General features: G+C 74.2%; 20 protein-coding genes. 4 read left to right on the forward strand and 16 right to left on the reverse strand.

Annotated features, from left to right (window positions below; translation table 11 throughout):
* Positions 1–169: 169 nt before the first annotated feature.
* A complete protein-coding gene (locus ACIBST_RS07580) occupies positions 170–442 on the reverse strand; it encodes a GlsB/YeaQ/YmgE family stress response membrane protein (protein WP_397169934.1) in 273 nt (90 codons plus the stop codon).
* Positions 443–708: 266 nt separating this feature from the next.
* Here ACIBST_RS07580 and ACIBST_RS07585 point away from each other — a divergent pair, with 266 nt between their 5' ends.
* Positions 709–1,284 (forward strand): YbhB/YbcL family Raf kinase inhibitor-like protein, encoded by a 576-nt coding sequence (locus ACIBST_RS07585; protein ID WP_397169936.1) that lies wholly within the window; start codon positions 709–711, stop codon positions 1,282–1,284.
* 4 nt (positions 1,285–1,288) lie between these two features.
* Here the strand turns inward: ACIBST_RS07585 and ACIBST_RS07590 are convergent, their stop codons facing one another.
* The 4 genes from ACIBST_RS07590 to ACIBST_RS07605 all read right to left on the reverse strand — a co-directional run bounded on the left by ACIBST_RS07590 (position 1,289) and on the right by ACIBST_RS07605 (position 6,306).
* Positions 1,289–2,791: an alpha/beta hydrolase gene (locus tag ACIBST_RS07590; protein WP_397169937.1), complete on the reverse strand. Its 1,503-nt coding sequence runs from the start codon at positions 2,789–2,791 to the stop codon at positions 1,289–1,291.
* A 91-nt stretch (positions 2,792–2,882) separates the two neighbouring features.
* Positions 2,883–4,697: a glycoside hydrolase family 15 protein gene (locus ACIBST_RS07595; protein ID WP_397169939.1), complete on the reverse strand. Its 1,815-nt coding sequence runs from the start codon at positions 4,695–4,697 to the stop codon at positions 2,883–2,885.
* 30 nt (positions 4,698–4,727) lie between these two features.
* Positions 4,728–5,972 carry an RNA polymerase sigma factor gene (locus ACIBST_RS07600; RefSeq protein WP_397169941.1) on the reverse strand — a complete coding sequence of 415 codons (1,245 nt, stop codon included), beginning with the start codon at positions 5,970–5,972 and terminating at the stop codon, positions 4,728–4,730.
* Complete coding sequence (locus ACIBST_RS07605) at positions 5,965–6,306, reverse strand: YciI family protein (RefSeq protein WP_352319589.1); 342 nt, start codon at positions 6,304–6,306, stop codon at positions 5,965–5,967. The genes ACIBST_RS07600 and ACIBST_RS07605 overlap by 8 nt, the downstream gene beginning before the upstream one ends.
* 144 nt (positions 6,307–6,450) lie before the next feature.
* Between ACIBST_RS07605 and ACIBST_RS07610 the strand changes: the two genes are divergently transcribed.
* The gene (locus tag ACIBST_RS07610) at positions 6,451–7,647 is read left to right on the forward strand and encodes a serine hydrolase domain-containing protein (protein WP_397169943.1); all 1,197 of its coding nucleotides are present in this window, start codon (positions 6,451–6,453) and stop codon (positions 7,645–7,647) included.
* A gap of 56 nt (positions 7,648–7,703) precedes the next feature.
* The gene (locus ACIBST_RS07615; protein ID WP_397169945.1) at positions 7,704–10,070 is read left to right on the forward strand and encodes an ATP-binding protein; all 2,367 of its coding nucleotides are present in this window, start codon (positions 7,704–7,706) and stop codon (positions 10,068–10,070) included.
* A 9-nt stretch (positions 10,071–10,079) separates the two neighbouring features.
* On the opposite strand, the gene ACIBST_RS07620 is transcribed toward ACIBST_RS07615, so the two are convergent.
* Positions 10,080–10,757: an alpha/beta hydrolase gene (locus ACIBST_RS07620; protein WP_397169947.1), complete on the reverse strand. Its 678-nt coding sequence runs from the start codon at positions 10,755–10,757 to the stop codon at positions 10,080–10,082.
* Positions 10,758–10,768: 11 nt separating this feature from the next.
* Positions 10,769–11,722, reverse strand: a complete 954-nt coding sequence (locus ACIBST_RS07625; RefSeq protein WP_397169948.1) for an alpha/beta hydrolase — start codon at positions 11,720–11,722, stop codon at positions 10,769–10,771.
* 186 nt (positions 11,723–11,908) lie between these two features.
* Here ACIBST_RS07625 and ACIBST_RS07630 point away from each other — a divergent pair, with 186 nt between their 5' ends.
* The gene (locus tag ACIBST_RS07630; RefSeq protein WP_397169950.1) at positions 11,909–12,634 is read left to right on the forward strand and encodes an alpha/beta fold hydrolase; all 726 of its coding nucleotides are present in this window, start codon (positions 11,909–11,911) and stop codon (positions 12,632–12,634) included.
* Positions 12,635–12,665: 31 nt separating this feature from the next.
* Here ACIBST_RS07630 and ACIBST_RS07635 read toward each other — a convergent pair whose 3' ends face one another.
* Genes ACIBST_RS07635 through ACIBST_RS07675 form a run of 9 tightly spaced genes read right to left on the reverse strand, consistent with a single transcriptional unit; the run spans position 12,666 to position 22,388 of the window.
* Entirely contained in the window at positions 12,666–13,598 is a 933-nt protein-coding gene (locus tag ACIBST_RS07635) for a 2OG-Fe(II) oxygenase family protein (RefSeq protein ID WP_397169951.1), read from the reverse strand.
* 48 nt (positions 13,599–13,646) lie between these two features.
* On the reverse strand, positions 13,647–14,342 hold the full coding sequence (locus tag ACIBST_RS07640) for a response regulator transcription factor (protein ID WP_397169953.1): 696 nt from the start codon (positions 14,340–14,342) through the stop codon (positions 13,647–13,649).
* Positions 14,343–14,400: 58 nt separating this feature from the next.
* Entirely contained in the window at positions 14,401–15,126 is a 726-nt protein-coding gene (locus ACIBST_RS07645) for a GntR family transcriptional regulator (protein ID WP_397169954.1), read from the reverse strand.
* The gene (locus ACIBST_RS07650; protein WP_397169956.1) at positions 15,123–16,052 is read right to left on the reverse strand and encodes a PfkB family carbohydrate kinase; all 930 of its coding nucleotides are present in this window, start codon (positions 16,050–16,052) and stop codon (positions 15,123–15,125) included. Before ACIBST_RS07650 ends, ACIBST_RS07645 begins: the two co-directional genes overlap by 4 nt.
* The gene (locus ACIBST_RS07655) at positions 16,049–16,960 is read right to left on the reverse strand and encodes a 6-phosphogluconolactonase (RefSeq protein WP_397169958.1); all 912 of its coding nucleotides are present in this window, start codon (positions 16,958–16,960) and stop codon (positions 16,049–16,051) included. The genes ACIBST_RS07650 and ACIBST_RS07655 overlap by 4 nt, the downstream gene beginning before the upstream one ends.
* Position 16,961: 1 nt before the next feature.
* Positions 16,962–19,064, reverse strand: a complete 2,103-nt coding sequence (locus ACIBST_RS07660) for a N,N-dimethylformamidase beta subunit family domain-containing protein (protein WP_397169959.1) — start codon at positions 19,062–19,064, stop codon at positions 16,962–16,964.
* Positions 19,064–20,284 (reverse strand): ABC transporter permease, encoded by a 1,221-nt coding sequence (locus ACIBST_RS07665; RefSeq protein WP_397169961.1) that lies wholly within the window; start codon positions 20,282–20,284, stop codon positions 19,064–19,066. Before ACIBST_RS07665 ends, ACIBST_RS07660 begins: the two co-directional genes overlap by 1 nt.
* Entirely contained in the window at positions 20,281–21,372 is a 1,092-nt protein-coding gene (locus ACIBST_RS07670; RefSeq protein ID WP_397169963.1) for an ABC transporter permease, read from the reverse strand. Before ACIBST_RS07670 ends, ACIBST_RS07665 begins: the two co-directional genes overlap by 4 nt.
* Positions 21,369–22,388: a BMP family protein gene (locus ACIBST_RS07675; protein ID WP_397169964.1), complete on the reverse strand. Its 1,020-nt coding sequence runs from the start codon at positions 22,386–22,388 to the stop codon at positions 21,369–21,371. The genes ACIBST_RS07670 and ACIBST_RS07675 overlap by 4 nt, the downstream gene beginning before the upstream one ends.
* Between the last annotated feature and the right edge of the window lie 125 nt (positions 22,389–22,513).

A 22,513-nucleotide genomic window follows, 5' to 3' on the forward strand; every position in this document is an offset into this window, starting at 1 on the left:
CTTGTTCTCCCTGTCGAAGATCGAATGTGTGCAGCCGCCCCACACAACGATCTCCGTCCGGCCCCGGTTCCGGCCATGCCGGAAACGTCTGCCGCGCAAGGGGGCGGGAACGGCGGGATCCCGGAGCGCGGCGCGTTCGCCGCACTCCGGGATCCCGGCGCGTTCCGCTCTACCGGACGCTGCGTCTGCCGTAGAGGCCCGCCGCCAGGGCCACGCCCAGACCGGCGAGCACCACCTGGATGACCAGTTCTATCCAGTCGATGCCGCGGGTGTCCGCGACGCCGACCGCGGCGGCGATCGCGGTGCCGATGAGGGCCGCGACGATGCCGATCACGATGGTGAGCCAGATGGGGATGCTCTGACGGCCCGGCACGACCAGCCTGCCGAGGATGCCGATGACCAGCCCGATGATGAGGGCGGAGATGATGCCGGTGACTTCCACGCTTCACACTCCCGTTCTGCCGCGCCGGATGTCGCCACCCCTCGTGGGGAAGGAGTGCCTCCGGCCTGACAGCGCCATTGCTTCCCAGCAGCATCACAAAGAAACCGGACCACTCAGCCTGATATCGGTTCATGGCGGACAGGTTCCATGAGGGTGTGCCGCTCGCGGTGGTGGCGGAGGCGGCCCCGCGGTGCCTACACTGCGGGCACACCCCACGAACAGCAGACGCGAACGAACGGCGCACCGAACCCCCTCAGGAGCCCTTTGTGACCGTCAGACGAATCGTGCTGCACGCCCTGCTCGCCGCGACGACCGCGACGACCGCCGCCACCGCCGCGGCGCCGGCGAACGCCACCGCCTTCACCCTCACCAGCACCGCCTTCACCCAGGGCGGGATCATCCCGAAGGCGCACGAGTGCACCAGCGGCGGCCAGACCGACCCCGGCCGGCGCAACGAGTCGCCGCCCCTGACCTGGAGCGGCGGCCCGGCCGGGACCCGCGGCTACGCCCTGGTGATGCGGGACCTCGACAACGACAACCTCATCCACTGGGTGATCTACGACATCCCGGCGGAGGTGACCTCGCTGCCGCAGAACGTCGAGCACGCCTACCGGCCCGCGGCCCCCGCCGGAGCCCGGCAGATCTACTACCGCGGCAGCGCCACCCTGTACGGCTACCAGGGGCCGTGCTCCCCCTGGTCGGTCAACACCTACCAGTTCACCGTGCACGCCCTCGACCGGGCCGCCCTGACCGAACTGGGCTCCGGTTCGTCCACGACGACCGCGGCGAGGGTGATCTCCGGCGCGTCCCTGGGGACGGCCGTGCTGTCCGGCGAGTCCTGAACGCTCAGGAGCGCCGGGTCCAGCCCGGCAGACCCGGCACCGGCCCCGCCGGACGGCGAGGCCCGGCGGTGAGGCCCCGCGCGGGCGGCACCGCCGGGCAGTGCGCGCCCGCGGCGGGAAGGGCCAGGGTGGTCAGGTAGCGGTCCACGGCCCCGGTCAGGCAGGGGCTGCGGCCGTAGGCGCCGTGGCCCCAGCCGTCGTAGGTCAGCAGCCGGGCCTCCCGCCCGATCTGGCGGGCGGTGCTCAGCGCCCACGGGTAGCCGGTCGCCGGGTCGTGCAGGCCGTTGACCAGCAGCAGCGGCGGCGTGCCCGAGACGCGCAGCCGGTGCTGCGGGTCGGGGATCGGCGCAGGCTGTCCCAGGCAGGCGACGGTGAGCGAGACCGAGATCGGGCTCATCCGCATGTCGGGCGCGATGGCCGCCAGCCGCCGCAGGTGCCGCTCGAAGGCCCGCTGGTCGCGTACGGGGAGCAGGTAGTCCTGGCAGATCACCGGCGTGACGTCGTTGAACACCTCCTGGTCCGGGACGGGCGGCGCGAGCGGCGGCACGGCCCCCGAGCCGGCGTCGAGGTCGCGCAGGAACGTGGCCAGGCCGGTCCAGTCGGGGGCGTAGAAGGTGCTGAACGTCAAGTGGAGCAGCGCCAACGGGGTGAGCGGGCCGTCGGGGAGGCGCAGCTCACCGCGTCCGGCCCGGTCGAGCAGGTCTCTCAGCAGCGCCCGCACGTCACGTCCGCGCAGCACGCAGGCGGGGGCCGTCGCGCACCACGAGACGAAGGCGTCGAAGGAGTCCTGGGTGGTCCAGGTGTCGGTGTCGAGCATCTCGGCGGTGCCGAGGCTGTGGTCCATGTTGCTGTCCAGGGCCAGCGCGCGGACCTGCCGGGGGAACCGTTCCGCGTAGAGCTGGCCGATGAGGGTGCCGTAGGAGACGCCGTAGAAGGTGAGGCGTTCCTCGCCGAGCGCCGCCCGCAGCGCCTCCAGGTCGCGGACGACGGACGCGCTGTCCACGTGGTCGTAGAGCGGCCCGGTACGGGCCCGGCAGTCCTGCCGGTAGCGGGCGTTGTACGCCAGCCGCCGGTCGAAGCCGGCCTGGTCGCGCGTCAGCGGGTCGGGGGCCTGCCGGGCCAGCGGCAGCGAGCAGAGCACCGGATGGCTGCGGGCGACGCCGCGCGGGTCGAAGCCGACCACGTCGAAGCGGGCCGCCAGCTCCGGGCTGAGGCGCAGGTCGTCGCGCAGGACGGCGTCCACGCCCGAGTTGCCGGGGCCGCCCGGGTTGATCACCAGTGAGCCGATCCGGCCCGCGGGATCGGTGGCCGGACGCCGCGCCACGGCCAGGTCGAACGTCGGGCCGCCGGGGTCGGCCCAGTCGACCGGCAGGGTGAGCCGGGCGCACTGGGCGGCCGGGTCCTCCGGGCACGGAAACCAGCCGGCGCCCGGGATCGCGGCGGCGGGCGGGAGCGGGACGAGCACGGCCACGAGGAGGGCCAGTGCCGCAAGGATCGGTCGCAGCATGAGATGTCCCATCGGGTCGGGGGGTGACACCGATCATGAGCTTCCGGCGACATCCCCGATACCCCTGGACCGCGCCTTGGGATCCCTGAGGTCAGCCGAGGGCGCGGTCGAGGTTGAAGGCGGCGCTGATCAGGGCCAGGTGGGTGAACGCCTGCGGGAAGTTGCCCTGCTGCTCGCCCGTCCGGCCGATCTCCTCGGCGTACAGGCCGAGGTGGTTGGCGTAGGTCAGCATCTTCTCGAAGGCCAGGCGGGCCTCCTCCACCCGGCCGGCGCGGACCAGCGCCTCGACGTACCAGAAGGAGCAGATGGAGAATGTGCCCTCCTGGCCGCGCAGGCCGTCGGGGCTGGCGTCCGGGTCGTAGCGGTAGACCAGGGAGTCCGACACCAGGTCGGCGGTGAGCGCGTCGAGGGTGGACAGCCACTTCGGGTCGGTGGGCGAGACGAACTTGGCCAGCGGCATCATCAGCAGCGCCGCGTCGAGCACGTCGCCGTCCTCGTGCTGGACGAACGCCTGCCGCAGATCGGACCAGCCATGGGCCATGATCTGCCGGTAGAGGTCGTCGCGCGCCCCGCGCCAGTGGGGGATGTCGGCGGGCAGGCCGCGGCGGGCGGCCATGCGCATGGCGCGTTCGATGGCGACCCAGCACATCAGCCGGGAGTACAGGAACTTCTTGCGCCCGCCCCTGGTCTCCCAGACGCCCTCGTCGGGCTGGTCCCAGTTGTCGCAGACCCAGTCGACCAGGGCGCAGACGGCGTCCCAGTGGTCGCTGGAGATGGGCTTGCCCCATTTGTCGTAGAGGTAGACGGAGTCGAGCAGGGCGCCGTAGATGTCGAGCTGGAGCTGGCCGGCGGCGGCGTTGCCGACGCGTACCGGGGCCGAGCCGCGGTAGCCCTCCAGGTGGTCGAGCTGTCGTTCGGGCAGGTCGGTGCGGCCGTCGATGCCGTACATGATCTGGAGGGGGCCGTTGGGGCCGGCGGCGCGCAGGCTGACGTGCCGGGTCAGGAACGACATGAACGCCTCGGCCTCGCCGGTGAAGCCCAGCCGGAGCAGGGCGTAGACGCAGAAGGCGGCGTCGCGGATCCACAGGTAGCGGTAGTCCCAGTTGCGCTCGCCGCCGATCAGCTCGGGCAGGCTGGTCGTCGGCGCGGCGACGATCGCGCCGGTGGGCGCGTACGTCAGCAGCTTGAGCGTCAGGGCCGAGCGGTGGACCATCTCCCGCCACCTGCCCCGGTAGCGGGAGGCCGACAGCCACTTGCGCCAGAACGCGACCGTGGCGGTCATCGCCTCCTCCGCCTCGACGTGCGGGCAGCCGAGCGGCGGGATCTCGGCCTCGATCCGGTCCAGCGCGAACACCTCCGACTCGCCCTCCACGAGGGTGAAGCACGCCCGCACGTCGCGTCCGTCGCACTCGACCGGCACGGTGGCGCTCAGCCCGAGCGTCAGCCGGGCGGACTCGAAGACGGTCAGGCCGTCGACCTCGCGCACGACGTGCGGGTCGGCCCCGTAGCCGAAGCGGGGGGCCACCCGCGCGTGGAAGGGCAGCGAGCCGCGCACGCAGAGCACCCGGCGGATCAGCCGCTGCCGGCCGCGGCCGCCCGGCTCGCCGATGATCGGCATGAAGTCCTGGATCTCGCCCACCCCGCTCTCGGTGAAGAAGCGGGTGATGAGCACGTTGGTGTCGGGGAAGTAGAACTGCTTGGTGCGCGCCGGCACGTCGGTGGCCAGCTCGAACGCCCCGCCCCGGTCGGCGTCGAGGATCGCGGCGAACACGCTGGGCGAGTCGAAGGCCGGGCAGCAGTACCAGTCGATGGTGCCGTTGGTGCCGACCAGGGCCACGCTGCGCAGATCGCCGATGAGGCCGTGCTCGGCGATCGGCAGGTAGCGGTCACCGTCTGCTCCACCCATCGCAGCAGTTCTCCCTGGTCAGGGCCGTGCTCAAACCTCCTGCCCGGCCTCCTCCAGCGCGGCCAGGCGGCGGCGGAGGTGGGCGCGCTCGGGCTCGCTCCCGGCCGTCCGGAGCGCGGCGCGGTACGCCTGCGCGGCCTCGGGCAGGCGGCCGAGCCGGTGCAGCAGGTCGGCGCGGGCCAGCAGGTACGGGTGGTAGTCGCGCAGCCGCCGCGCCCCGGCCAGCTCGTCCAGCAGCGCCAGCCCGGTCTGGGGCCCGTCGCGCATGGCCACCGCCGCCGCCCGGTTCAGCGCCACCACCGGAGAGGGGTCGAGCGCGAGCAGCACGTCGTACAGGGCCACGACCTGCGGCCAGTCGGTCGTGGCCAGGTCCGGGGCCTCGTCGTGCAGCGCCGCGATCGCGGCCTGGACGGCGTACGGGCCGGGCGGGCCGCCGCTGAGCGCGGTCACCACCAGCGCCGACCCCTCCTCGATCATGGCCCGGTCCCACAGGCCGCGGTCCTGCTCGCCGAGCAGCACCGGCTCCCCCTCGGGCCCGGTACGGGCCTCGCGCCGGGCGTGCACCAGCAGCAGCAGCGCCAGCAGCCCGGCGACCTCCCGCTCGGCGGGCAGCAGCCGGCGCAGGATCCGGGCCAGCCTGATCGCCTCCTCTGCCAGGTCGAGCCGCTGGAGGAAGGGCCCGGAGCTGGCCGCGTAGCCCTCGGTGAAGATCGAGTAGATCACCTGGAGCACGCCGGGCACCCGTTCCGGCAGCTCGTGGGCCTCGGGCACGCGGAACGGGACGCGCGCCTCCCTGATCTTCTTCTTGGCCCGGACGATGCGCTTGGCCATCGTCTGGGCCGGCACCAGGTAGGCCCGCGCCACCTCGGGGGTGGTCAGGCCGGCCAGGCAGCGCAGCGTCAGCGCCCCGCGGTCCTCGGCCGGCAGCGCGGGGTGGGCGCAGGTGAAGAAGAGCCGCAGCCGTTCGTCGGGCAGGCCGCCGTCCTCGCCGGGGGGCGCTTCGGGGGCGGCCCGCTCGGCCTCCGCCGCCAGGACGGCCAGCCGGGTGGCCAGCGCCTGCTCGCGCCTGAGCCGGTCGACCGCCTTGCGCCGCGCGGTGGTCATCAGCCACGCGCCCGGATTGGGCGGCACGCCCTCGGCGGGCCAGTGCCTCAGCGCCGCCTCGACGGCGTCGGAGGTGACCTCCTCGGCGAGGTCGAGGTCGCCGAAGCGGCGGACGAGCGCGGCCAGCAGCCGGCCGCGCTCCTCACGGAAGACGGCCTCGATCTCACGCATCGAAGTCGGCGACCGGGCGCACCACCACCGAGCCGCCGCCGCGCGCACCCGGGCAGCGCACGGCCCAGTCGAGGGCGGCGTCGAGGTCCGGCACGTCGATCACGTAGAAGCCGCCCAGGACCTCGCGCGTCTCGGCGTACGGGCCGTCGGTGACGGTGGGCGTGCCGTCGGCGCTCACCCGTACGGTGGTGGCGGTCACCAGGTCGGCCAGCGACTCGCCGGAGACCAGGATGCCCGCCTCCCGGACGGACTTGTCGTAGGCCATCCACTCCTGGAAGTCGCCCGGCTCCTGCTCGTCGGAGGTGCCGGCGTTGATCAGCAGCATGTACTTCATCGGTGTTCCCCTTCACGGTCGGCGTACGGCGGGACCGCCGTACGCCGTAACCACGAACGGGACCCGCCCGGATGGACACGCCATGACGATGAGTTTTCCGGGTCCGTCCGGTCATTGTCACGACCCGTCACTTCAGGAGGACCGATGAGCGTACTGGAACAGCGGATGCGGGGCGTGCTGGGCGGGTTCGTGGCGCGGGGGGAGGTGCCGGGGCTGGTCGGGCTCGTCCATCATCGGGGCGAGACGCACGTCGTGCCGATGGGCACGCTGGAGAGCGGCGGCGGGGCGGCCGTCGGGGCCGACTCGATCTTCCGGATCGCGTCGCTGACCAAGGCCGTCACCGCGGCGGCGGCGATGATCCTGGCGGAGGAGTGCGTCCTGCGGATCGACGACCCGATCGACGACCTCGTCCCCGAGCTGGCCGGCCGCCGGGTGCTGCGCGCCCTGGACGCGCCGCTGGACGACACGGTGCCCGCCAGGCGGCCGATCACCGTACGCGACCTGCTGACCTTCCGGCTGGGCACCGGACAGCTCCTGATGGAGGGCGACCTGCCCATCCTGCGCGCGATGCGCGACCCGCGGATCGACCGCGGCCCCGACGGCCCCGACGACGGCCCGGACGAGTGGCTCGAACGGCTGGGTGCGCTGCCGCTGATGTTCCAGCCGGGCGAGCGGTGGACCTACCACACGAGCGCCGACGTCCTGGGCGTGCTGGTCGCGCGGGCCGCGGGCAAGCCGCTGCACGACTTCATGACCGAGCGGATCTTCGAGCCTCTGGGCATGCGCGACACCGGCTACCACCTGCCCGCCGACAGGCTCCACCGCCTGGCGGGCTGCTACCTGCCGGACGGCTCGGGCGGCGTGACGCCGAGGCCCGACCCGCGCGCGTGGCACGAGCCGCCCGCCTTCCCGTCCGGCGGCGGCGGCCCCGGCCTGCTGTCGACCGCCCTCGACTACGCCGCGTTCTGCCGGATGCTGCTGGAGAAGGGGCGGTACGACGGCGGCCGGATCCTGTCGCGGGCCTCGGTCGAGCTGATGACGTCCGACCATCTGTCGCCGGCCCAGAAGGCGGGCGCCGAGACGTTCCTCGGGTCGGGCGGCTGGGGGTTCGGGGTTCAGGTGGACACCCGGGCCGATCGCCTCTACACCCGTCCGGGGCGGTTCGGATGGACCGGCGGGCTCGGCACCACGGCCTACACCGATCCGTCGGAGGGGCTGGTGGGCGTGCTGTTCACCCAGGTGGCGATGACGTCGCCGGTGGCGCCCAAGGTCTTCGAGGACTTCTGGACCGTGACGTACACCTCGATCGACCAGCACCTCACCCCGTTTTCCGGCAGATAAGGTTGGTATGCGGCGTTTCGGGGGATTTCGCCGCTCACAATCGCTGAGGGGGACGGGTGGCGGAGTCGTTCGGCACGATGCTGCGGAGCCTGAGACACGCCGCCGGGCTGACCATCGAGGAGCTCTCCCACGCCTCCGGCGTCAGCGTGCGCGCCATCGGCGACATGGAGCGCGGGGCCAGCCGGGGCCCGCAGCGGCGCACCGTCGAGGCCCTGGCCGGGGCGCTGCGGCTGGACGAGCCGCGGCGCACGGCACTCTCCGACGCCGCCCGCGCCGGCCGCCCGCGCCAGGACACCGCGCCGGGCGCCTGCGAGCCGCCCCGCGGCGTGGGCGACTTCACCGGCCGCGAACGGGAGCTGCGCCTGCTGCGCGACCTGGCCGCCCGCACGCCCGCCCGCCCAACCGCCCGCACAGCCGACCGCACCGCCGACCACACGACCGACCGCACGACCGACCGCACGGCCGACCGCACGGCCGAGGACGTGCCCGCCGTCGTCGCCGCCGTCTCCGGGGCCGCCGGCATCGGCAAGACCGCCCTGGCCGTGCGCGCCGCCGCCCACCTGGCCGACCTGTTCCCCGACGGCCGGTTCTACCTGGACCTGCGCGGCATGGACCCGGTCCCGCTGGACCCGGGCGCGGCGCTGTCCCGGCTGCTCAACGCCCTGGGCGTGGCCGAGCGGCGCATCCCCGCCGACGAGGAGGACCGCGCCGGCCAGTACCGCGCCGTGCTGCGCGGCCGGCGCTGCCTGGTCATCCTGGACAACGCCGCGCACGAGGCCCAGGTGCGCCCGCTGCTGCCCGCAGAGGGCCCGGCGATGACGCTGGTCACCAGCCGCCGCCCGCTGGCCGGGCTGGAGGGCGTGCACCAGGTGCCGCTGGCGCACCTGGCGGCCGGTGAGTCGGCCGCGCTGCTGCGCGCGATCGTCGGCGCCGAGCGCGCCGACGCCGACCCGGACGGGGTCGCGCGGGTGGCCGACCTGTGCGGGAACCTGCCGCTGGCGCTGCGCATCGCCGGGAACCGGCTGCAGAGCAGGCCCGGCTGGACCGCCGGGCACCTGGCCGCCCGCCTCGGCGACGAGGGACGCCGGGTGGAGTCGCTGGCCGCCGGCGACCTGTCGGTTGCGGCGGCCTTCGCGCTGTCGTACCGGCAGCTCTCGGCGCCCGCGCGGCGCGGCTTCCGGCGGCTGGCGCTGGCCGCCGCGCCGGACTTCGGGGCGCCGATGACGGCCGTCCTCGCCGAGCTCGGCCCTGACGAGGCCGAGGACGCCCTGGAGGAGCTGGTCGATCTCGGGCTGCTGCAGTCGCCGTACCCCGGCCGCTACCGCTTCCACGACCTGGTACGGCTGTTCGCCCGCGCCCGGCTGTCCGACGAGGAGCCCATGACGGCGCAGCGGCGGGCGCGGCGGCGGATGGACGACTGGCTGCTGGACGTCGCGACCGTCGCCGGGCGCTGGTTCGAGCCGGGCTACGGCGCGCCGCCGTCCGGGTGGAGCTCGCTGGTCGAGCTGGACAGCGCGCGGCAGGCGCAGGACTGGCTCCAGGCCGAGGGCGCTGCGTGGCTGGCCGCGCTGCGGCAGGCGGCCCGCGCCGGGGAGCACGCGCGGGTGGTCGAGGTGGCCGAGGCCATGCACTGGTTCTCCGACCTGTGGATGCACTGGGGGCACTGGCCCGAGGTGTTCGAGCTGTCGTCCGGCGCGGCCCGCGAGTCGGGCGACCGCGTGCAGGAGGCGGTGCACCTGAACTACCTGTCCTGGGCGCGCACGTACTGCCAGGGCCGCTACGACGAGGGCGAGCGGACCGCGCTGCGCGCGCTGGAGCTGGCCCGCGAGGCCGGGGACGTGCGCCAGCAGGGCTGGGCGCTGACCTACGCCACCTGGGCGCTGTGGGGGCGCGACGACCGGCGCGCCACGGAGACCGGCCTGGAGCACGCGCGGCGGGCGGCGGAGTGCTTCCGGCAGGCCGGCGACCCCGAGGGGTACGCCCAGGCCATGCTCAGCGTCGGCAACGGCCTGCGCCGACTGGGCCGGATCGAGGAGGCCGTCCGGCACGGGCTGGAGCTGCTGGAACGGCTGCGCGACCCGGCGTTCGGCGGCACGCCGGTGATCGTCGCGCACGCCGTCGGGGCGGCGCTGGACCTGCTGAGCGACGGCTACTTCGCGCTCGGCCGCTGGCAGGAGGCCGCCGACCACTACCGCGAGGCGCTGGTCGAGCTGCGCAAACGCCCGATCAACCGAGCCACGGCCCAGACGCTGACGAACCTGGGCCGGGCGCTGGTCGAGCTGGGACGGCGGGAGGAGGCGCACGCGGCCTTCCAGGAGGCCCTGGAGCTGTACGAAGCCTCCGCCGACGCCGTCCGGGCGGCCCGCGTGAGCGCCGAACTCGCCCGGCTGGCCCCGGTGACAACGCATGGAGCCACCGGCTGAGCGGGCCGGTCAGGGGTCCACGAACCGTTCGACGAAGGTCAGGGCGGTGCCGCAGACCTCGCGCCAGCCGCTGTCCACGGTCATCGAGTGCCCGCGGCCCGGCAGCTCGACGATCTCGGTCCGATGGTGCCGGTTGCGCGCCTGCCACAGGTAGGAGGCGTGCGCGGCGGCCCACGGGACCGTGCGGTCCATCTCGCCGGCGACCAGCAGCAGCGGCCCCCGGTCCGGCGCGGTGCCGTCGAGGCCCCACGGGTCGCCCGCCGCCTGGACGGCGTACGTCTCGTACAGCCGCCTGGCCTCCTCCTCGCCGACGGCGTTGGCCACGGCGTGCCGGAAACGCCCGTACGTGAGCGCCCCGCGGAACGGCGCCGGGCTGATCGCCACGCAGGCGCAGGCCAGCCCGCGCCCGGCCAGGATCTGCGCGACCAGGCCGCCGGCGGCGTGGCCGACCAGGGCGGGCCGGCGCGCCAGCCCGCCGATCAGCGCCGCGAAGTGCGCGGCGGGCGCCGCCGTCCCGCCGTCCTCGGGCCAGGCCGGGATGAGGGGGACGAACCCCGCCTGCCCGAACACCTCGGCCCAGGGCTCCCAGCTCTCGGCCAGCAACCACGGGTCGTGGACGAAGACCACCGGCACCCGCCCGGTGGCGTTGGCGTGCCGCACCTGGTCGAGGTCGTAGGCGGAGGGCATGGCGCGGGCGGTCAGCTCTCGTGCAGGGCCCGGCGCAGCGTGCCGGCGGCCAGCTCGATGGCCGACTCGGCCGCGTACGTGCCGCGCAGCGCGTTGAGCATGACGAAGTCGTGGATGATGCCCTGGTAGCGCACGGCGGTCACCGGCACCCCGGCCGCGCGCAGCTTGGCGGCGTACGCCTCGCCCTCGTCGCGCAGCACGTCGGCCTCACCGGTGATGACCAGCGCCGGCGGCAGCCCGGCCAGCTCCTCGACGGTGGCCCGCAGCGGGGACGCGGTGATCTCGGCGCGTTCGGCCTCCGAGGTCGTGTACTGGTCCCAGAACCACTGCATGCCGTCCCGGCGCAGGAAGTAGCCCTCGGCGAACTGCCGGTAGGACCCGGTGTCGAAGGAGGCGTCGGTCACCGGGTAGAACAGCACCTGGCCGCGCAGCGACAGCCCGCCGCGCTGCTTGGCCATGATGGTCAGCGCGGCGGTCATGTTGCCGCCCACGGAGTCGCCGGCCACCGCGACGCGGGTGGCGTCCAGGCCCTTGGCGGCGCCGTCGGTGACGATCCAGCGGGCGACCGTCCAGTTCTGCTCGATGGCGACCGGGTAGCGGTGCTCGGGCGACAGGTCGTACTCGGGGAAGACCACGGCGGCGCCGGCGCCGGTCGCCAGCTCGCGGACCAGCCGGTCGTGGGTGTGGGCGTTGCCGAAGACCCAGCCCGCGCCGTGGATGTAGATGATCACGGGCAGGTCGCCGGTGCTGCCGGCGGGCCGCACGATGCGGGCCCTGACCTCGCCGGTGGGCCCGCCGGGGACGGTCACCCACTCCTCGTCCACGGCGGGCAGCCCGGCCGGGCCGGACTGCACCTCGTCCACGGCCTTGCGGCCCTCCTCCGGCGGGAGCTGGAAGAGGTACGGCGGCTCGGCGGTGGCCTCGGCGAACGCCTGAGCGGCGGGTTCCAGGACGGGCTTGATCATGATCGCTCCAGGAGGAAAGGGGTGGGAAGCAGGGGGGCCGTCCCCCATCCAAGCGACCGGCCTGCGGAGAGACGAGGCGGAACCACAGGCAGAAGTACGTTTCCGCCTCGTGCGCGCGAGCGATCCGGCTGTTGGATCGCCACCGGGGCCGACCGGTCCCTTCCGCCCCGAGAAGGAGTTTTTCCCATGACGGAGAGCACCACCCCGACGGTCGTCCTCGTGCACGGCGCGTTCGCCGACGCCGCGAGCTGGACCGGCGTCATCGCCGAGCTCCAGCGGGACGGCATCCCCGTGGTCGCACCGCCGAACCCGCTGCGCGGCCTGGCCTCGGACGCGGCGTACGTCGCCTCCGTCGCGGCCCAGATCGACGGCCCGGTCGTGCTGGCCGGCCACTCGTACGGCGGCGCGGTCATCACCGTGGCCGGCGCGGCGGACAACGTCGCCGGCCTCGTCTACGTCGCCGCGTACGTCCCGGAAGAGGGCGAGAGCCTGGGCGACCTCCAGGGCCGCTTCCCCGAGCCGCCGCTCGGCGCGAGCCTGCGGCAGGCCGCCTACCCGCTGCCGGACGGCGGCGCCGCCGTCGAGTTCACCATCGCCGCCGACGCCTTCCCGCAGGTCTTCGCCGCCGACGTGCCGGCCGAGGTCACCCGGGTGCTCGCGGTGGCGCAGCGGCCCCTGGCGGCCGGGGCGTTCACCGAGGCGGCGGCCACGGCGGCCTGGCGGACCAGGCCGTCGTGGGCCGTCATCGCCGACGCCGACCAGGCCATCAACCCCGACGTGCAGCGCTTCGGGGCCGAGCGGGCCGGCGCGACCGCCGTGGAGGTCGCCGGCGCCTCGCACGCGGTCGCGGTGTCGCGGCCGAAGGAGGTCGCCGACGTGATCCGGGCGGCCGTCCGGGCCACCGCCTCCTGACGGCCTGCCCGGCCGCCAGGAGGACGGGCGGTCAGGACTGCTTGCCGAGCCCCTGGAAGCGGCTGTCGATGAAGTCGCCCCAGGTGGCGTTCAGCGACATCAGCTCGCCGTCCACCATCTTCCACTGGCGGGCCTTGTGCTGCGGGTAGGCGAACAGCACCGACGACAGGCGCTCGTAGCCGGCGGGCATCGGCTTGGTGTGCACCCGGTGCGTGGACGGCCGGAACCGCCCGTCGGAGGCGCTGGTGAGCATCCGGCCGATGTTGCACAGCACGACGTCGGTTCCGGCGATCACCGGCTCGACCCAGGTGCCGTCGTGCAGCACGTACTGCAGGCCCTGGTCGGACGGGGGAAGCTGGAGGCCGAGCATCTGGATGCCGGAGTGCTCGTGGGCCAGCACCTCGCGGTCGCCGACGTCCCGGTAGTGGATCACCCGCAGGTTCGTCGCGTCGTGCGAGAGGTCCAGCTCGGGCGTGCCGGGCGGCATCATGCCCCGGACGACCTCGCCGAACAGCGAGATCAGCCGGAAGGCGAGGTCGAACACCTCGGCGGCGCGGGCGCCGAAGGCCGGGAAGGCCCGCAGCACGTCACCCGCCCCGGGCGGCTGGTCGCCGATCATGGCGCCGCTGACGTGGATGAACTCCTTCGGGTCGGGCACGCCGTTGGCCAGGCGCGGGATCTCCGAGTTGTACGGGAAGAACCCGTGCGTGCCACCGACGGCGAGCTGCGGGACGACGTCGTAGGCGTAGTCGGACAGGCTCGGCCCGGTCGCCCGGCAGGCCGCGGCGAACTCGTTCATCATGGCCTTGACGCGCTCGCCGATGCCGGGCACCTCCGCGGCCATGAAGCCCCATCCGGTCAGCTGCGACCTGATGGCGTCGGTGGCGGCGGCCATGTCGGCCTCGATGTCATGCAGCCTGACGACGGGGGCGCGGCCGCTGAGTTCCATGAGAGGGACGTCCATTGTCACTCCGTTTCTCGATGACCGTTCGGGGATGGTTCGTCATACGTGCTACGTGCCGGTGCTGCTCAGGTGGCGCGGGGTGCGGACGGCGGGATCGAGGCCGAGACGCTGGGCGACCAGGGCGACCTCGGTGCGGTTGGAGCAGTTGAACTTGACGAGCAGGTTCGAGATGTGGCGCTTGACGCCGTGGATGGAGATGCCCATCGAGCGGGCGATCTGGTGGTTGCTCATGCCGCGCAGCAGCAGCGCCAGCACCATGTGCTCGCGCTCGGTCAGGCGGCCGAGCAGGTCGGGGCCGCCCCTGGACGGGACGGGCGCGTCGCCGCGCAGCAGCCGATCGAAGGTGCCCGACAAGCCGGCGACATTGATCTCGTCCCACAGCAGGCAACCGGCCAGCCCGTAGCGCTGGGCGACGCAGGGGGCGAGCTCCTCCCCCTGACGCACCATGGCCAGGATCTGCGGGCGGGCCCGGCGGGGGCGTCCGCCGAGCACGTCCGGCAGGACGGCGAGCGGGATCACCGCCACGTCGAAGTCCTCGCCGGCCAGCAGCAGCCGGGCCTCCGCGCAGCTGCGCACGACCGCGACCCCGGCCACGTTCGACACCTTCATCAGCAGCGGCGGGAGCCCGTAGAAGGAGACCTCGTCCTCGGCGAGCCAGAAGACGGACAGCCTGGAGCACCTCGCCCGGAGGCTGGAAGGGGAGGCCGGGATCGGCTGGCCGGCCTCCAGCGTGATGGCACTCATCGCATGATCCTCTCTGCGTCGGCGAACGGCGGTCGGTCGGTACGCGGCGACGGCTCACTCAGTCGCGGCGTCTCACCAGGTGGAAGGAGAAGTCGGTGCCCCTGTGGTAGTCCTGCGAATACAGCACCGGCCGTCCGGCGCTGTCGTGGTGGGTCTGGAGGAGCAGCAGCCAGGCGCCGCCGTCCTCGTGGGTGCCGATGCGCTCGGCCTGGGCGTGGCTGAGGGTCACCGCGCGGACCTGGGCGACGGCGTAGGCGATGGTGTGGCCGTGCTCGGTGAGGAGCTGGAACAGCGAGCCGGTCCAGTCCACCTCGTCCATGGGGCGGCCGATGAGCGAGCGCGGGAACAGGTCGATGGAGTACAGCAGCGCGTCGTCCCGGTGCCGGCGCAGGCGTTCCAGCCGGACGATGGCCTCGCCGGGCGGCAGTTGCAGCAGCTCGCGCTGGTGGCGGTCCGGCTCGGTCGCCATGACGTCGAGGACGGTGTTGTCGGCGGTGAACCCGCGGCTGGCCAGCATCTCGGTGACGCCTTCGAGGCGGGTCAGCGGCCGGTCCAGGCTGGGCTGCGAGGTCAGGTAGCGGCCGTCGCCGTGCCTGGCCTGGATGAGCCCTTCCTGCTCCAGCAGCTTGAACGCCTCTCTGATGCTGGTGCGCCCGACGTCGAAGCGGGTCATGAGCTCGTTCTCCGACGGCAGCCTGTCACCGGGGCGCAGCCCCTGCTCGACGATCAGGGCGTGCAGCCGGTCACGGATCTGGATGGCCAGGGTGGGATGACGTCGTGTCACGCGGGTCTCTCCTGCACGGACGGACCGCGGAGCGGGGCGATGCCGAGCTCGGCGGCCGATGGGTAGCTGGGGGCACAGAACCGGCGCGTGACCGAGACGGTCGCCACCTGGCAGGCGAGCCGGACGCCGCGCACCAGGCCCGTGCCGGCGCAGAGGGCGGCCGCCAGGGCGCCGGTGAAGGCGTCACCCGCGCCGGTGGTGTCCACAACGCGCACGCTGGGGACGTCGATCAGCATAGTGCCGCCGTCGTCGGCGATCTCGGCGCCGTGCTCGCCGCGGGTGACGACGACGGTGCGTCCCCTGGTCCTGCCGCGCAGGTCGTCCAGGTCGCCGGGGGTCTGGCCGGCCAGCGCGGCCAGCTCGCCCTCGTTGAGCACCAGCACGTCGGCGCGGGCCAGCAGCTCCTTCCCCGTCCCCTCCAGGAACGGTCCCGCCGGGCTCGGGTTGAGCAGGACGCGCACGCCCGGCGGCGCCGCCGTCGCGGCGGCGAGGGAGATCTCCAGCGGGATCTCCCCCTGCAGCACGAGCACGGACCCGGCGGGCAGGCCGGCGGCGACGGCGGCCGCCTGGGCGGGCGGCAGCAGGTCGGCGGCCCCCGGCCAGGTCATGACGAGCTGCCCGCCGCCCGCGTCGACGTAGACGAAGCTGCGCCCGGTCGCGACGCCGACGGCCGTGGTGCACTCGCCGACCTCGATGCCCTCGGCGCGCAGCTCGGCCAGCGCCACCGGCCGGGCGGCGTCGTCGCCGAGGCAGCCGACGAACCGGGCGGCGGCGCCCAGCCGGGCCGCGGCGACCGCCACGTTCGCGGCCTTGCCGCCGTGCGCGGTGGCGTAGTCGGCGGCGTTGACGCTCTCGCCCGGCTCCGGCAGGCGGTCGCCGAACATGTAGAGGTCGACGATGTAGGCCCCGACCGCGACGACGGTCACGAGCCCAGCCCGAGGGCGCAGGGCGCGATGCTGTCGGCGTCGACGGTCACCCGCACGTCGGGGTGGTGGTGGGCGAAGGTCACCGGGAGCAGCACGTCCGGCTCGGTGGTGAGCAGCAGCACCCGGACGATGTAGCGCTTCCAGGCGCCCCCGTCGGTGATCAGGTGCAGCCGGCGGGCGGAGAGGATCTCCGACATGCCGACGGTGATCGCCATCCGCGGGATCGCCTGCGTGTAGCCGCCGGTCACCCGGTGGGAGTGGGCCACGATCGTGTCGTCGAGCAGCGGGACGACGCGCGTGGTCGAGGCGGCGAACTCCGCGGCGGTGTACTGGTGCCAGCGCGTGGACGGCGGCTCGTTGAAGGCCAGGTGTCCCCGGTAGCCGAAGCCCGCGTAGCAGGTGTCGGCGCCGCCCTCGGCGCGCAGGCGCGCGCCGAACGCGTCCGGGTCGAACACGTCGGGGAAGACCACGTTGCCCGGGTGGGGCCGCAGGTCGGGGTCGAGGAGCTGGTAGAGGTTGCGGTCGCAATAGCCGCGGAAGCTGAACGGGTGCGAGGGGTCGACCGGCCGGCCCTGCCAGTCGAGGAACTCGTCCATGTGGAAGGCGAACACGTCGGCCCAGCTGATGCGCTCCTCGTTGCAGATGCGCGCCAGGATCGGGTACTGCGCCTTCGGCCCCACGGGCAGGATCCAGCGGGTGGGCTCGCCGCGCATGTTGCGGGCGCGTAACTCGTCGGCCATCTCCCGGGCCAGCCGGTAGTAGAGCTCGGTGGTGTCGGGGTAGACGGTCAGCGGGTGGCGGGCGATGGCCGCCAGTTCCTCGGCCGACATGGACAACATCTCGTCGGTCAGCTCGGCCGACGTGCGGGGATAGGGGTAGTCGAGGTGCCTCGCGCTCGCGGTGGTCACGTCACTCCTCCTCACAAGCTGCGGGTTGCAGGAATCGGGACAGGACGTTTCGGGTGATTCGCCTGATGTCACCGTCACAGCAGGCGAGGCTGGTCACCCAGTTGACGGATCCGGCGGCGAACACCGCGCCGCCGGAGCCGAGCAGTCGCAGGGTCATGTCGGCGCGTACGGCCTGCGCGCCCGCACCGGCCTCCTCGGTGGGGGGCCGGTAGTGGTGGCCGTGGCCGCCCGCGGAGGTCGCGAGCACCAGGGTGTCCGGCGGGGTGCCGAGCTCGGGCGCGGCCCGGTCGATCTCGTCCCCCGCCGCCCCGCCGAGCGCGAGACCGCAGCAGCCCACCGGGTCGGTCCCGACGCCCTCGAACACCCAGGACGCCTCCTCCCGGTGGCTGTCGGGCAGGCGGGTGTAGCCGGGGGCGGGCCCCCAGCCCTGGGCGGCGAAGCCGACGCCGAGCAGCTCCTGCGGCGCCAGGCCGCGGTGCCGCCAGAGGCCGCCTGGCTCGCCGGTGGAGGTCAGCACGTCCTCGCCGGGCTCGTCGTCCCACCAGTCGCCGACGTGGCCGCGGCGGACCTCGATGGCGTGCGGGTGCCGGGGGTCGACGCCGGTCACCCAGTAGAACCCGTTGCCGCCCAGGTACATGAGCCGGCCGCCGCCGGAGACGTACGCGGCGAAGGCCGCGCGTTCGGGGGCGGTGACGTACTCGGGGTGGCTGCCGGTCAGGACGACGCGGTAGGCGGACAGCAGGTCGGCGCCGCCGTCGTGCACGTCCTCGTCGGCCAGCACGTCGAAGGCGAAGCCCGCCGAGCGCAGCCAGCGCAGCAGCAGCAGGTCGGCGGCGAAGTGGCGCGGCGCGCCGGTCATCCACCAGCGGTAGTCGGGGGTGAGGTTGAGCACCGGGCGGCGTCTGGAGGAGTGGGTGACGTGGCCGCCCTCGCGCCGCTGGTCGTACAGCGACAGGCCGAGCTCGCGGTGCTCGTTGAGGTAGGCGTCCACCGGGGAGAGCGTGATCACGCGGTCGGTGACCTGCCGGTAGTCGCCGAAGTACTCGGCCTCGCTGGACTGCCGGTGGTTGGCGTAGGCGAGGTAGGTGAACGTGGGCAGGACGACCGCGACCGGGCTCCGGCGCGCCGCGTCCGGGCGCACCACCACCGGCAGCACGCACGACTGCCCCGCGGTCCGCAGGCGGACGCCGAGCACGGTGGAGCCGGCCTCCCGCGGCACGGCCGGCTCGCAGGTCACCGGCCAGCGGGCGTCGTCGAGGTCCTCCGGGCTGACCTGGAGCGCGGTGCGGGCCGCGCCGCCCGGCCCGAGCAGCCCGGCCAGCGGCCGGTTGACGGCGCTCGCGTGGTGCCCGTTGCCGCTGACGTCCGGGACGACGGGCGCGCCGGGGCTCGCGGACGGGTCCCACAGGGCCAGCAGCTCGGCGCCGAGGTGTTTGACCAGCTCGGGCCCGGTCGTCAGGTCGGGCAGCGGCACGCGGCCGGGCATGGTGAGCGAGCCCTCGGTCAGCATGGGCAGCGCGATCCGGCCCGCGTACGGATGCTCGTCGCCCGCCCCGACCCGCAGCTCGCCCGACGGGGACGGCAGCGGCAGCCGGGCCCGCCCGGCGCTCACGCCCGCGGTGCGGAAGTCGTTCAGGTGCAGCACGGTCATCAGCGGCGCCGCCTCCCACGCCACGGCCAGCAGCGACCACTCCCCCGCCGGGACGGCCGAGCGCAGCCGGCAGCCCATGCTCCCCGACGGCGTCAGCACGGTCGCCTCGGGCCGGCCCTCCTCGTCGAGGGCGAGCAGCAGCCGCCATCCGGCGCCGCCCAGCCGGGCCACGACCTGGCGCGGCCCGAGCCGCTTCGGCCGGATCCAGATGGCCAGGCCGCCCCTGGCGGGCGTCGGCACCGAGGCCGCCTCCAGCCGGGAGCCGGGCCGCAGGGGCCGCGGCGCGATCGTCACCGGCACGGCCGGGGTCAGGTCGCTCTCCCCGACGAGGTCCACCAGGGTGACGTCGGCGTCCCCGTCCGGGCCGGAGGCGTGCACGGCCAGCCGCTCCCCGGGCGCCGCGGACCAGCGGTCGGCGTACCCCATCAGGCGGGGTTCCCGGTCGACGGCCATCACGCTTCTCCTCGCCGGTAGGGGATGCCGACGTAGGCCGGCATGCGGAGCCGTTGGGCGACCGTGACCAGCACCAGCAGCGTGGTGAGGTACGGCGTGGCGTACACGAGCTGGGTGGGGACCGAGTCGGTGCCCTGGAAGACCGCGAAGGCGGCGGCGCCGAGCAGCGCCAGCGTCGCGGCCAGGCGCAGCCGCGTACGGACGAGCGCGACCGCCGCGACCCAGGCCAGCACGGCCCCGAGCAGCAGCAGCACGTGCACCGCGCTCGCCTGGCGCAGTTGCAGCGCGTCGGCGTAGCCGAACAGCAGCGCCCCCGCCGCCGTGCCGGACGGCCGCCAGTTGCCGAAGATCATGGCGGCCAGCCCGATGAAGCCCCGGCCGCCGGTCTGGCCCTCGCGGTAGACGGTCGAGGAGACGGTGACCAGGTAGGCCCCGCCGAGCCCGGCCAGGCCGCCGGAGACCAGCACGCCGTAGTACCGCATGCGCAGCACCGGGACGCCGAGCGAGTCCGCCGCCGCCGGGTGCTCGCCCGCCGACCGCAGCCGCAGCCCGAACGCGGTACGCCAGAGCAGCACGAAGCTGAGCGGGACCAGCGCGACGGCGACCACGGTGAGCAGCGAGACCTCGTGCAGGAACCCCCGCGCGATCCCGGCCAGGTCGGACACCAGGAAGAACCGGCCGCGCTCCAGCGCGCCGAGCAGGTCGGGCGTGCCCCCGCCGCCCGCCAGGACGGGCACGCTGACTGTGCCGATCGACCCGCTCACCGGCGGCGACTGGGTGGCCCCGGCCCCCGGCAGGCCGCTGAAGGCGATGACCGACATGAACCGGGCAACGCCCACCGCCAGGATGTTGATCGCGATGCCGCACACCACCTGGTCGACCCCGAAGGTGACGGTGACGACCGCGTGCAGCAGCCCGGCCGCGACCCCGCCGAGCGTGCCGGCCAGCACCCCGGCCCAGACGCCGAACCCGTACCCGGCCCAGGCCCCGCAGACCGTGCCGATGATCATCATGCCCTCGATGCCGAGGTTGGCGACGCCCGCCCGCTCGCTCCACAGGCCGCTCAGCCCGGCGAGCCCGATCGGGACCGCCAGCCGCAGCGCGGCCCCCACGACGCCCGACCCGGTGAGCTCGTCGGCGCCGGTGAACACCCTGACCACCGACATCGCCAGCAGCAGGACGAGCGCGGCCCGCCACCACCGGTACCGTCCCGCGCTCATACGGACGGCTCCAGCGCCGGGGACGCCTGCTCCCGTACGAGCCGCTCGGCCCGCCTGCGGTCCATCCGCCGCGCCACCTCGTAGGCCACCACGACGCTGAGCACGATGACGCCCTGCATGATCGTGACGATCTCCTTGGGGACGCCCTCGATGTCGAGGATCAGCGCCGACCGTTCCAGGAACCCGAAGAGCAGGGCGGCCAGCGCGATGCCCACGGGCGTGTTGCGGCCGAGCAGGGCCACGGCGATCCCGGTGAAGCCCGCGCCGGAGGGGAAGTCCATGCCGTACCGGTAGGTCTGGCCCAGCAGGTCGGGCAGCCCGGCCAGGCCCGCCAGGCCGCCGGACAGCAACATCGTGACCAGGATCATCCGGCGCGGGTCGATGCCCTGGACGCGCGCCGCCACCGGGTTCAGGCCGCCGGCCCGCAGCTCGTAGCCGTAGCGGGTGCGGGTGAGCAGCACGTGCACCGCCACCCCCAGCACGACCGCGCCCAGCGCGGCCGAGCCGAGCTGGTCGCCCGACGGCAGCGTGAGCTGCGGCAGCCGGGCCGACGGCGGCAGCTCCTGCGTCGAGCCCGAGGTGCTGCCGGCGGCGAAGACCTCGGCCAGCAGGTAGGCGACGACGGCGGTGGCGACGTAGTTCAGCAGCAGCGTGGACAGCACCTCCGAGACCCCGCGCCACACCTTGAGCACCGCGGCGATCCCCGCCCAGAGGGCTCCGGCCAGCACCGCGACCAGGCAGACGAACGCCAGGTGCAGCGGGCCCGGCAGCCGCACGGCCGCCCCGGCGACCGCCGCGAACAGCGCGGCCACGTGGTACTGGCCCTCGACCCCGATGTTGAACAGCTTCATCCGGAAGGTGACGGCCACGGCGAGGGCGGCGAAGAAGTAGACGGCCGCCCGGTTCACCGCGGAGACGAGCGAGTCCGGCCGGACCCCGAACTCCAGCATCGTCAGGTACGTCCGCCCCGGCGCGGCCCCCACCGCGGCCAGCAGCGCGGTGGCGACCGTGAGCGCGATCAGCAGCGCGAGCCCCGGGACGGCGAGCACGCCCAGCGCTTCCCGGCCCGCCGCCCGCGCCCGGCTCACCGGCTCTCCGCCGGCCTGGCGGGCACCTTGATCTCGCCCGAGACGATCCGCTTGCGCAGCTCCTCCAGCCGCGGCTGGATGTCGGCCAGCTCGCCGCCGCTGGTGGCGTAGCCGACGCCGCCCTCCTTGAGCCCGAACTCGCGCACCCCGGCGATCGGCCGGCCCGCCACCGCGTCCCGGACGATGCTCAGCACCGCGACGTCGAGCTGCTTGGTGGCGCTGGTCAGGATCACCCCGGCGAGCCCGGGATCGACCGTCTTGCGCTGGTCGACGTCGACGCCGATCGCCCACTTTCCGGCCGCCTTGGCCGCCTGGAAGACGCCCAGCCCGGACGCCCCGGCGGCGTGGTAGACGACGTCGGCGCCGCCGTCGTACATGCCGCGGGCCGCCTCCTGGGCCTTGTCGGGGGCTGAGAAGCCGCTGAAGTCGGGCGGCTGGGACATGAACACGCTGGAGAGCTGGATGCCTGGTTTCACCGCGCGGGCGCCGGCCGCGTACCCGGCGAGGAACTTCTCCTGCGGCGGCGTCTGCACCCCGCCGACGAAGCCGATCCTCCCGCTGGCCGACTTGAGCGCGGCCGCCGCGCCGACCAGGTAGCTGGCCTGCTCCTCGCGGAACACCACGTTGGTGACGTTGGGCAGCTTCACGGTGGCGTCGTCGATGATGACGAACTGGGTGCGGGGGAAGGCGGGGGCGACCTTCGCCAGCGGCTGGGCGTAGAAGAAGCCGACGGCCAGCACCGGGTTGTGGCCTGTCTGGGCCAGCAGCCGCAGGATCTCCTCCAGGTCGGACCCGGCGGCGTTGGGGCTGAGCTCCTTGGCGGCGACGCCCAGCTCGGCCTTCGCGCGGTCGACGCCGGCCCCCACCGAGTCGTTGAAGGATCTGTCGCCGCGCCCGCCGCGGCTGAAGGCCACGCCGACCGAGGTGGCGCCCTTCTTCTCGGCGGCGGGGCTGACGGCGGTGCAGGCGGCGAGCGAGCACAGCGCCACGAAGGGCGCGAGGACGCGGACGAGCACAGGGGCAACGGCTAATCGGGGCACTGGGGGCACCTCTCAGACGGGACGCCCGCGCCCGGCGCGGGCCCTGGCGGCCTGCCTCCGCAGACCGATCCTGGCCGGTGCGTTCCCGGCTCCAGCGACCA

Origin of the sequence: Nonomuraea sp. NPDC049684 (assembly GCF_044465345.1) — a bacterium.
In the GTDB taxonomy this organism is placed as follows: domain Bacteria; phylum Actinomycetota; class Actinomycetes; order Streptosporangiales; family Streptosporangiaceae; genus Nonomuraea.

What these genes read in the sequence shown, in the direction of transcription:
- ACIBST_RS07590 (WP_397169937.1), bottom strand. Translation starts at nt 2,791, where the DNA reads ATGCTGCGACCGATCCTTGCGGCACTGGCCCTCCTCGTGGCCGTGCTC.
- ACIBST_RS07595 (WP_397169939.1), bottom strand. Translation starts at nt 4,697, where the DNA reads ATGGGTGGAGCAGACGGTGACCGCTACCTGCCGATCGCCGAGCACGGC.
- ACIBST_RS07600 (WP_397169941.1), bottom strand. Translation starts at nt 5,972, where the DNA reads ATGCGTGAGATCGAGGCCGTCTTCCGTGAGGAGCGCGGCCGGCTGCTG.
- ACIBST_RS07605 (WP_352319589.1), bottom strand. Translation starts at nt 6,306, where the DNA reads ATGAAGTACATGCTGCTGATCAACGCCGGCACCTCCGACGAGCAGGAG.
- ACIBST_RS07610 (WP_397169943.1), top strand. Translation starts at nt 6,451, where the DNA reads ATGAGCGTACTGGAACAGCGGATGCGGGGCGTGCTGGGCGGGTTCGTG.
- ACIBST_RS07620 (WP_397169947.1), bottom strand. Translation starts at nt 10,757, where the DNA reads ATGCCCTCCGCCTACGACCTCGACCAGGTGCGGCACGCCAACGCCACC.
- ACIBST_RS07625 (WP_397169948.1), bottom strand. Translation starts at nt 11,722, where the DNA reads ATGATCAAGCCCGTCCTGGAACCCGCCGCTCAGGCGTTCGCCGAGGCC.
- ACIBST_RS07630 (WP_397169950.1), top strand. Translation starts at nt 11,909, where the DNA reads ATGACGGAGAGCACCACCCCGACGGTCGTCCTCGTGCACGGCGCGTTC.
- ACIBST_RS07635 (WP_397169951.1), bottom strand. Translation starts at nt 13,598, where the DNA reads ATGGACGTCCCTCTCATGGAACTCAGCGGCCGCGCCCCCGTCGTCAGG.
- ACIBST_RS07640 (WP_397169953.1), bottom strand. Translation starts at nt 14,342, where the DNA reads ATGAGTGCCATCACGCTGGAGGCCGGCCAGCCGATCCCGGCCTCCCCT.
- ACIBST_RS07660 (WP_397169959.1), bottom strand. Translation starts at nt 19,064, where the DNA reads ATGGCCGTCGACCGGGAACCCCGCCTGATGGGGTACGCCGACCGCTGG.
- ACIBST_RS07665 (WP_397169961.1), bottom strand. Translation starts at nt 20,284, where the DNA reads ATGAGCGCGGGACGGTACCGGTGGTGGCGGGCCGCGCTCGTCCTGCTG.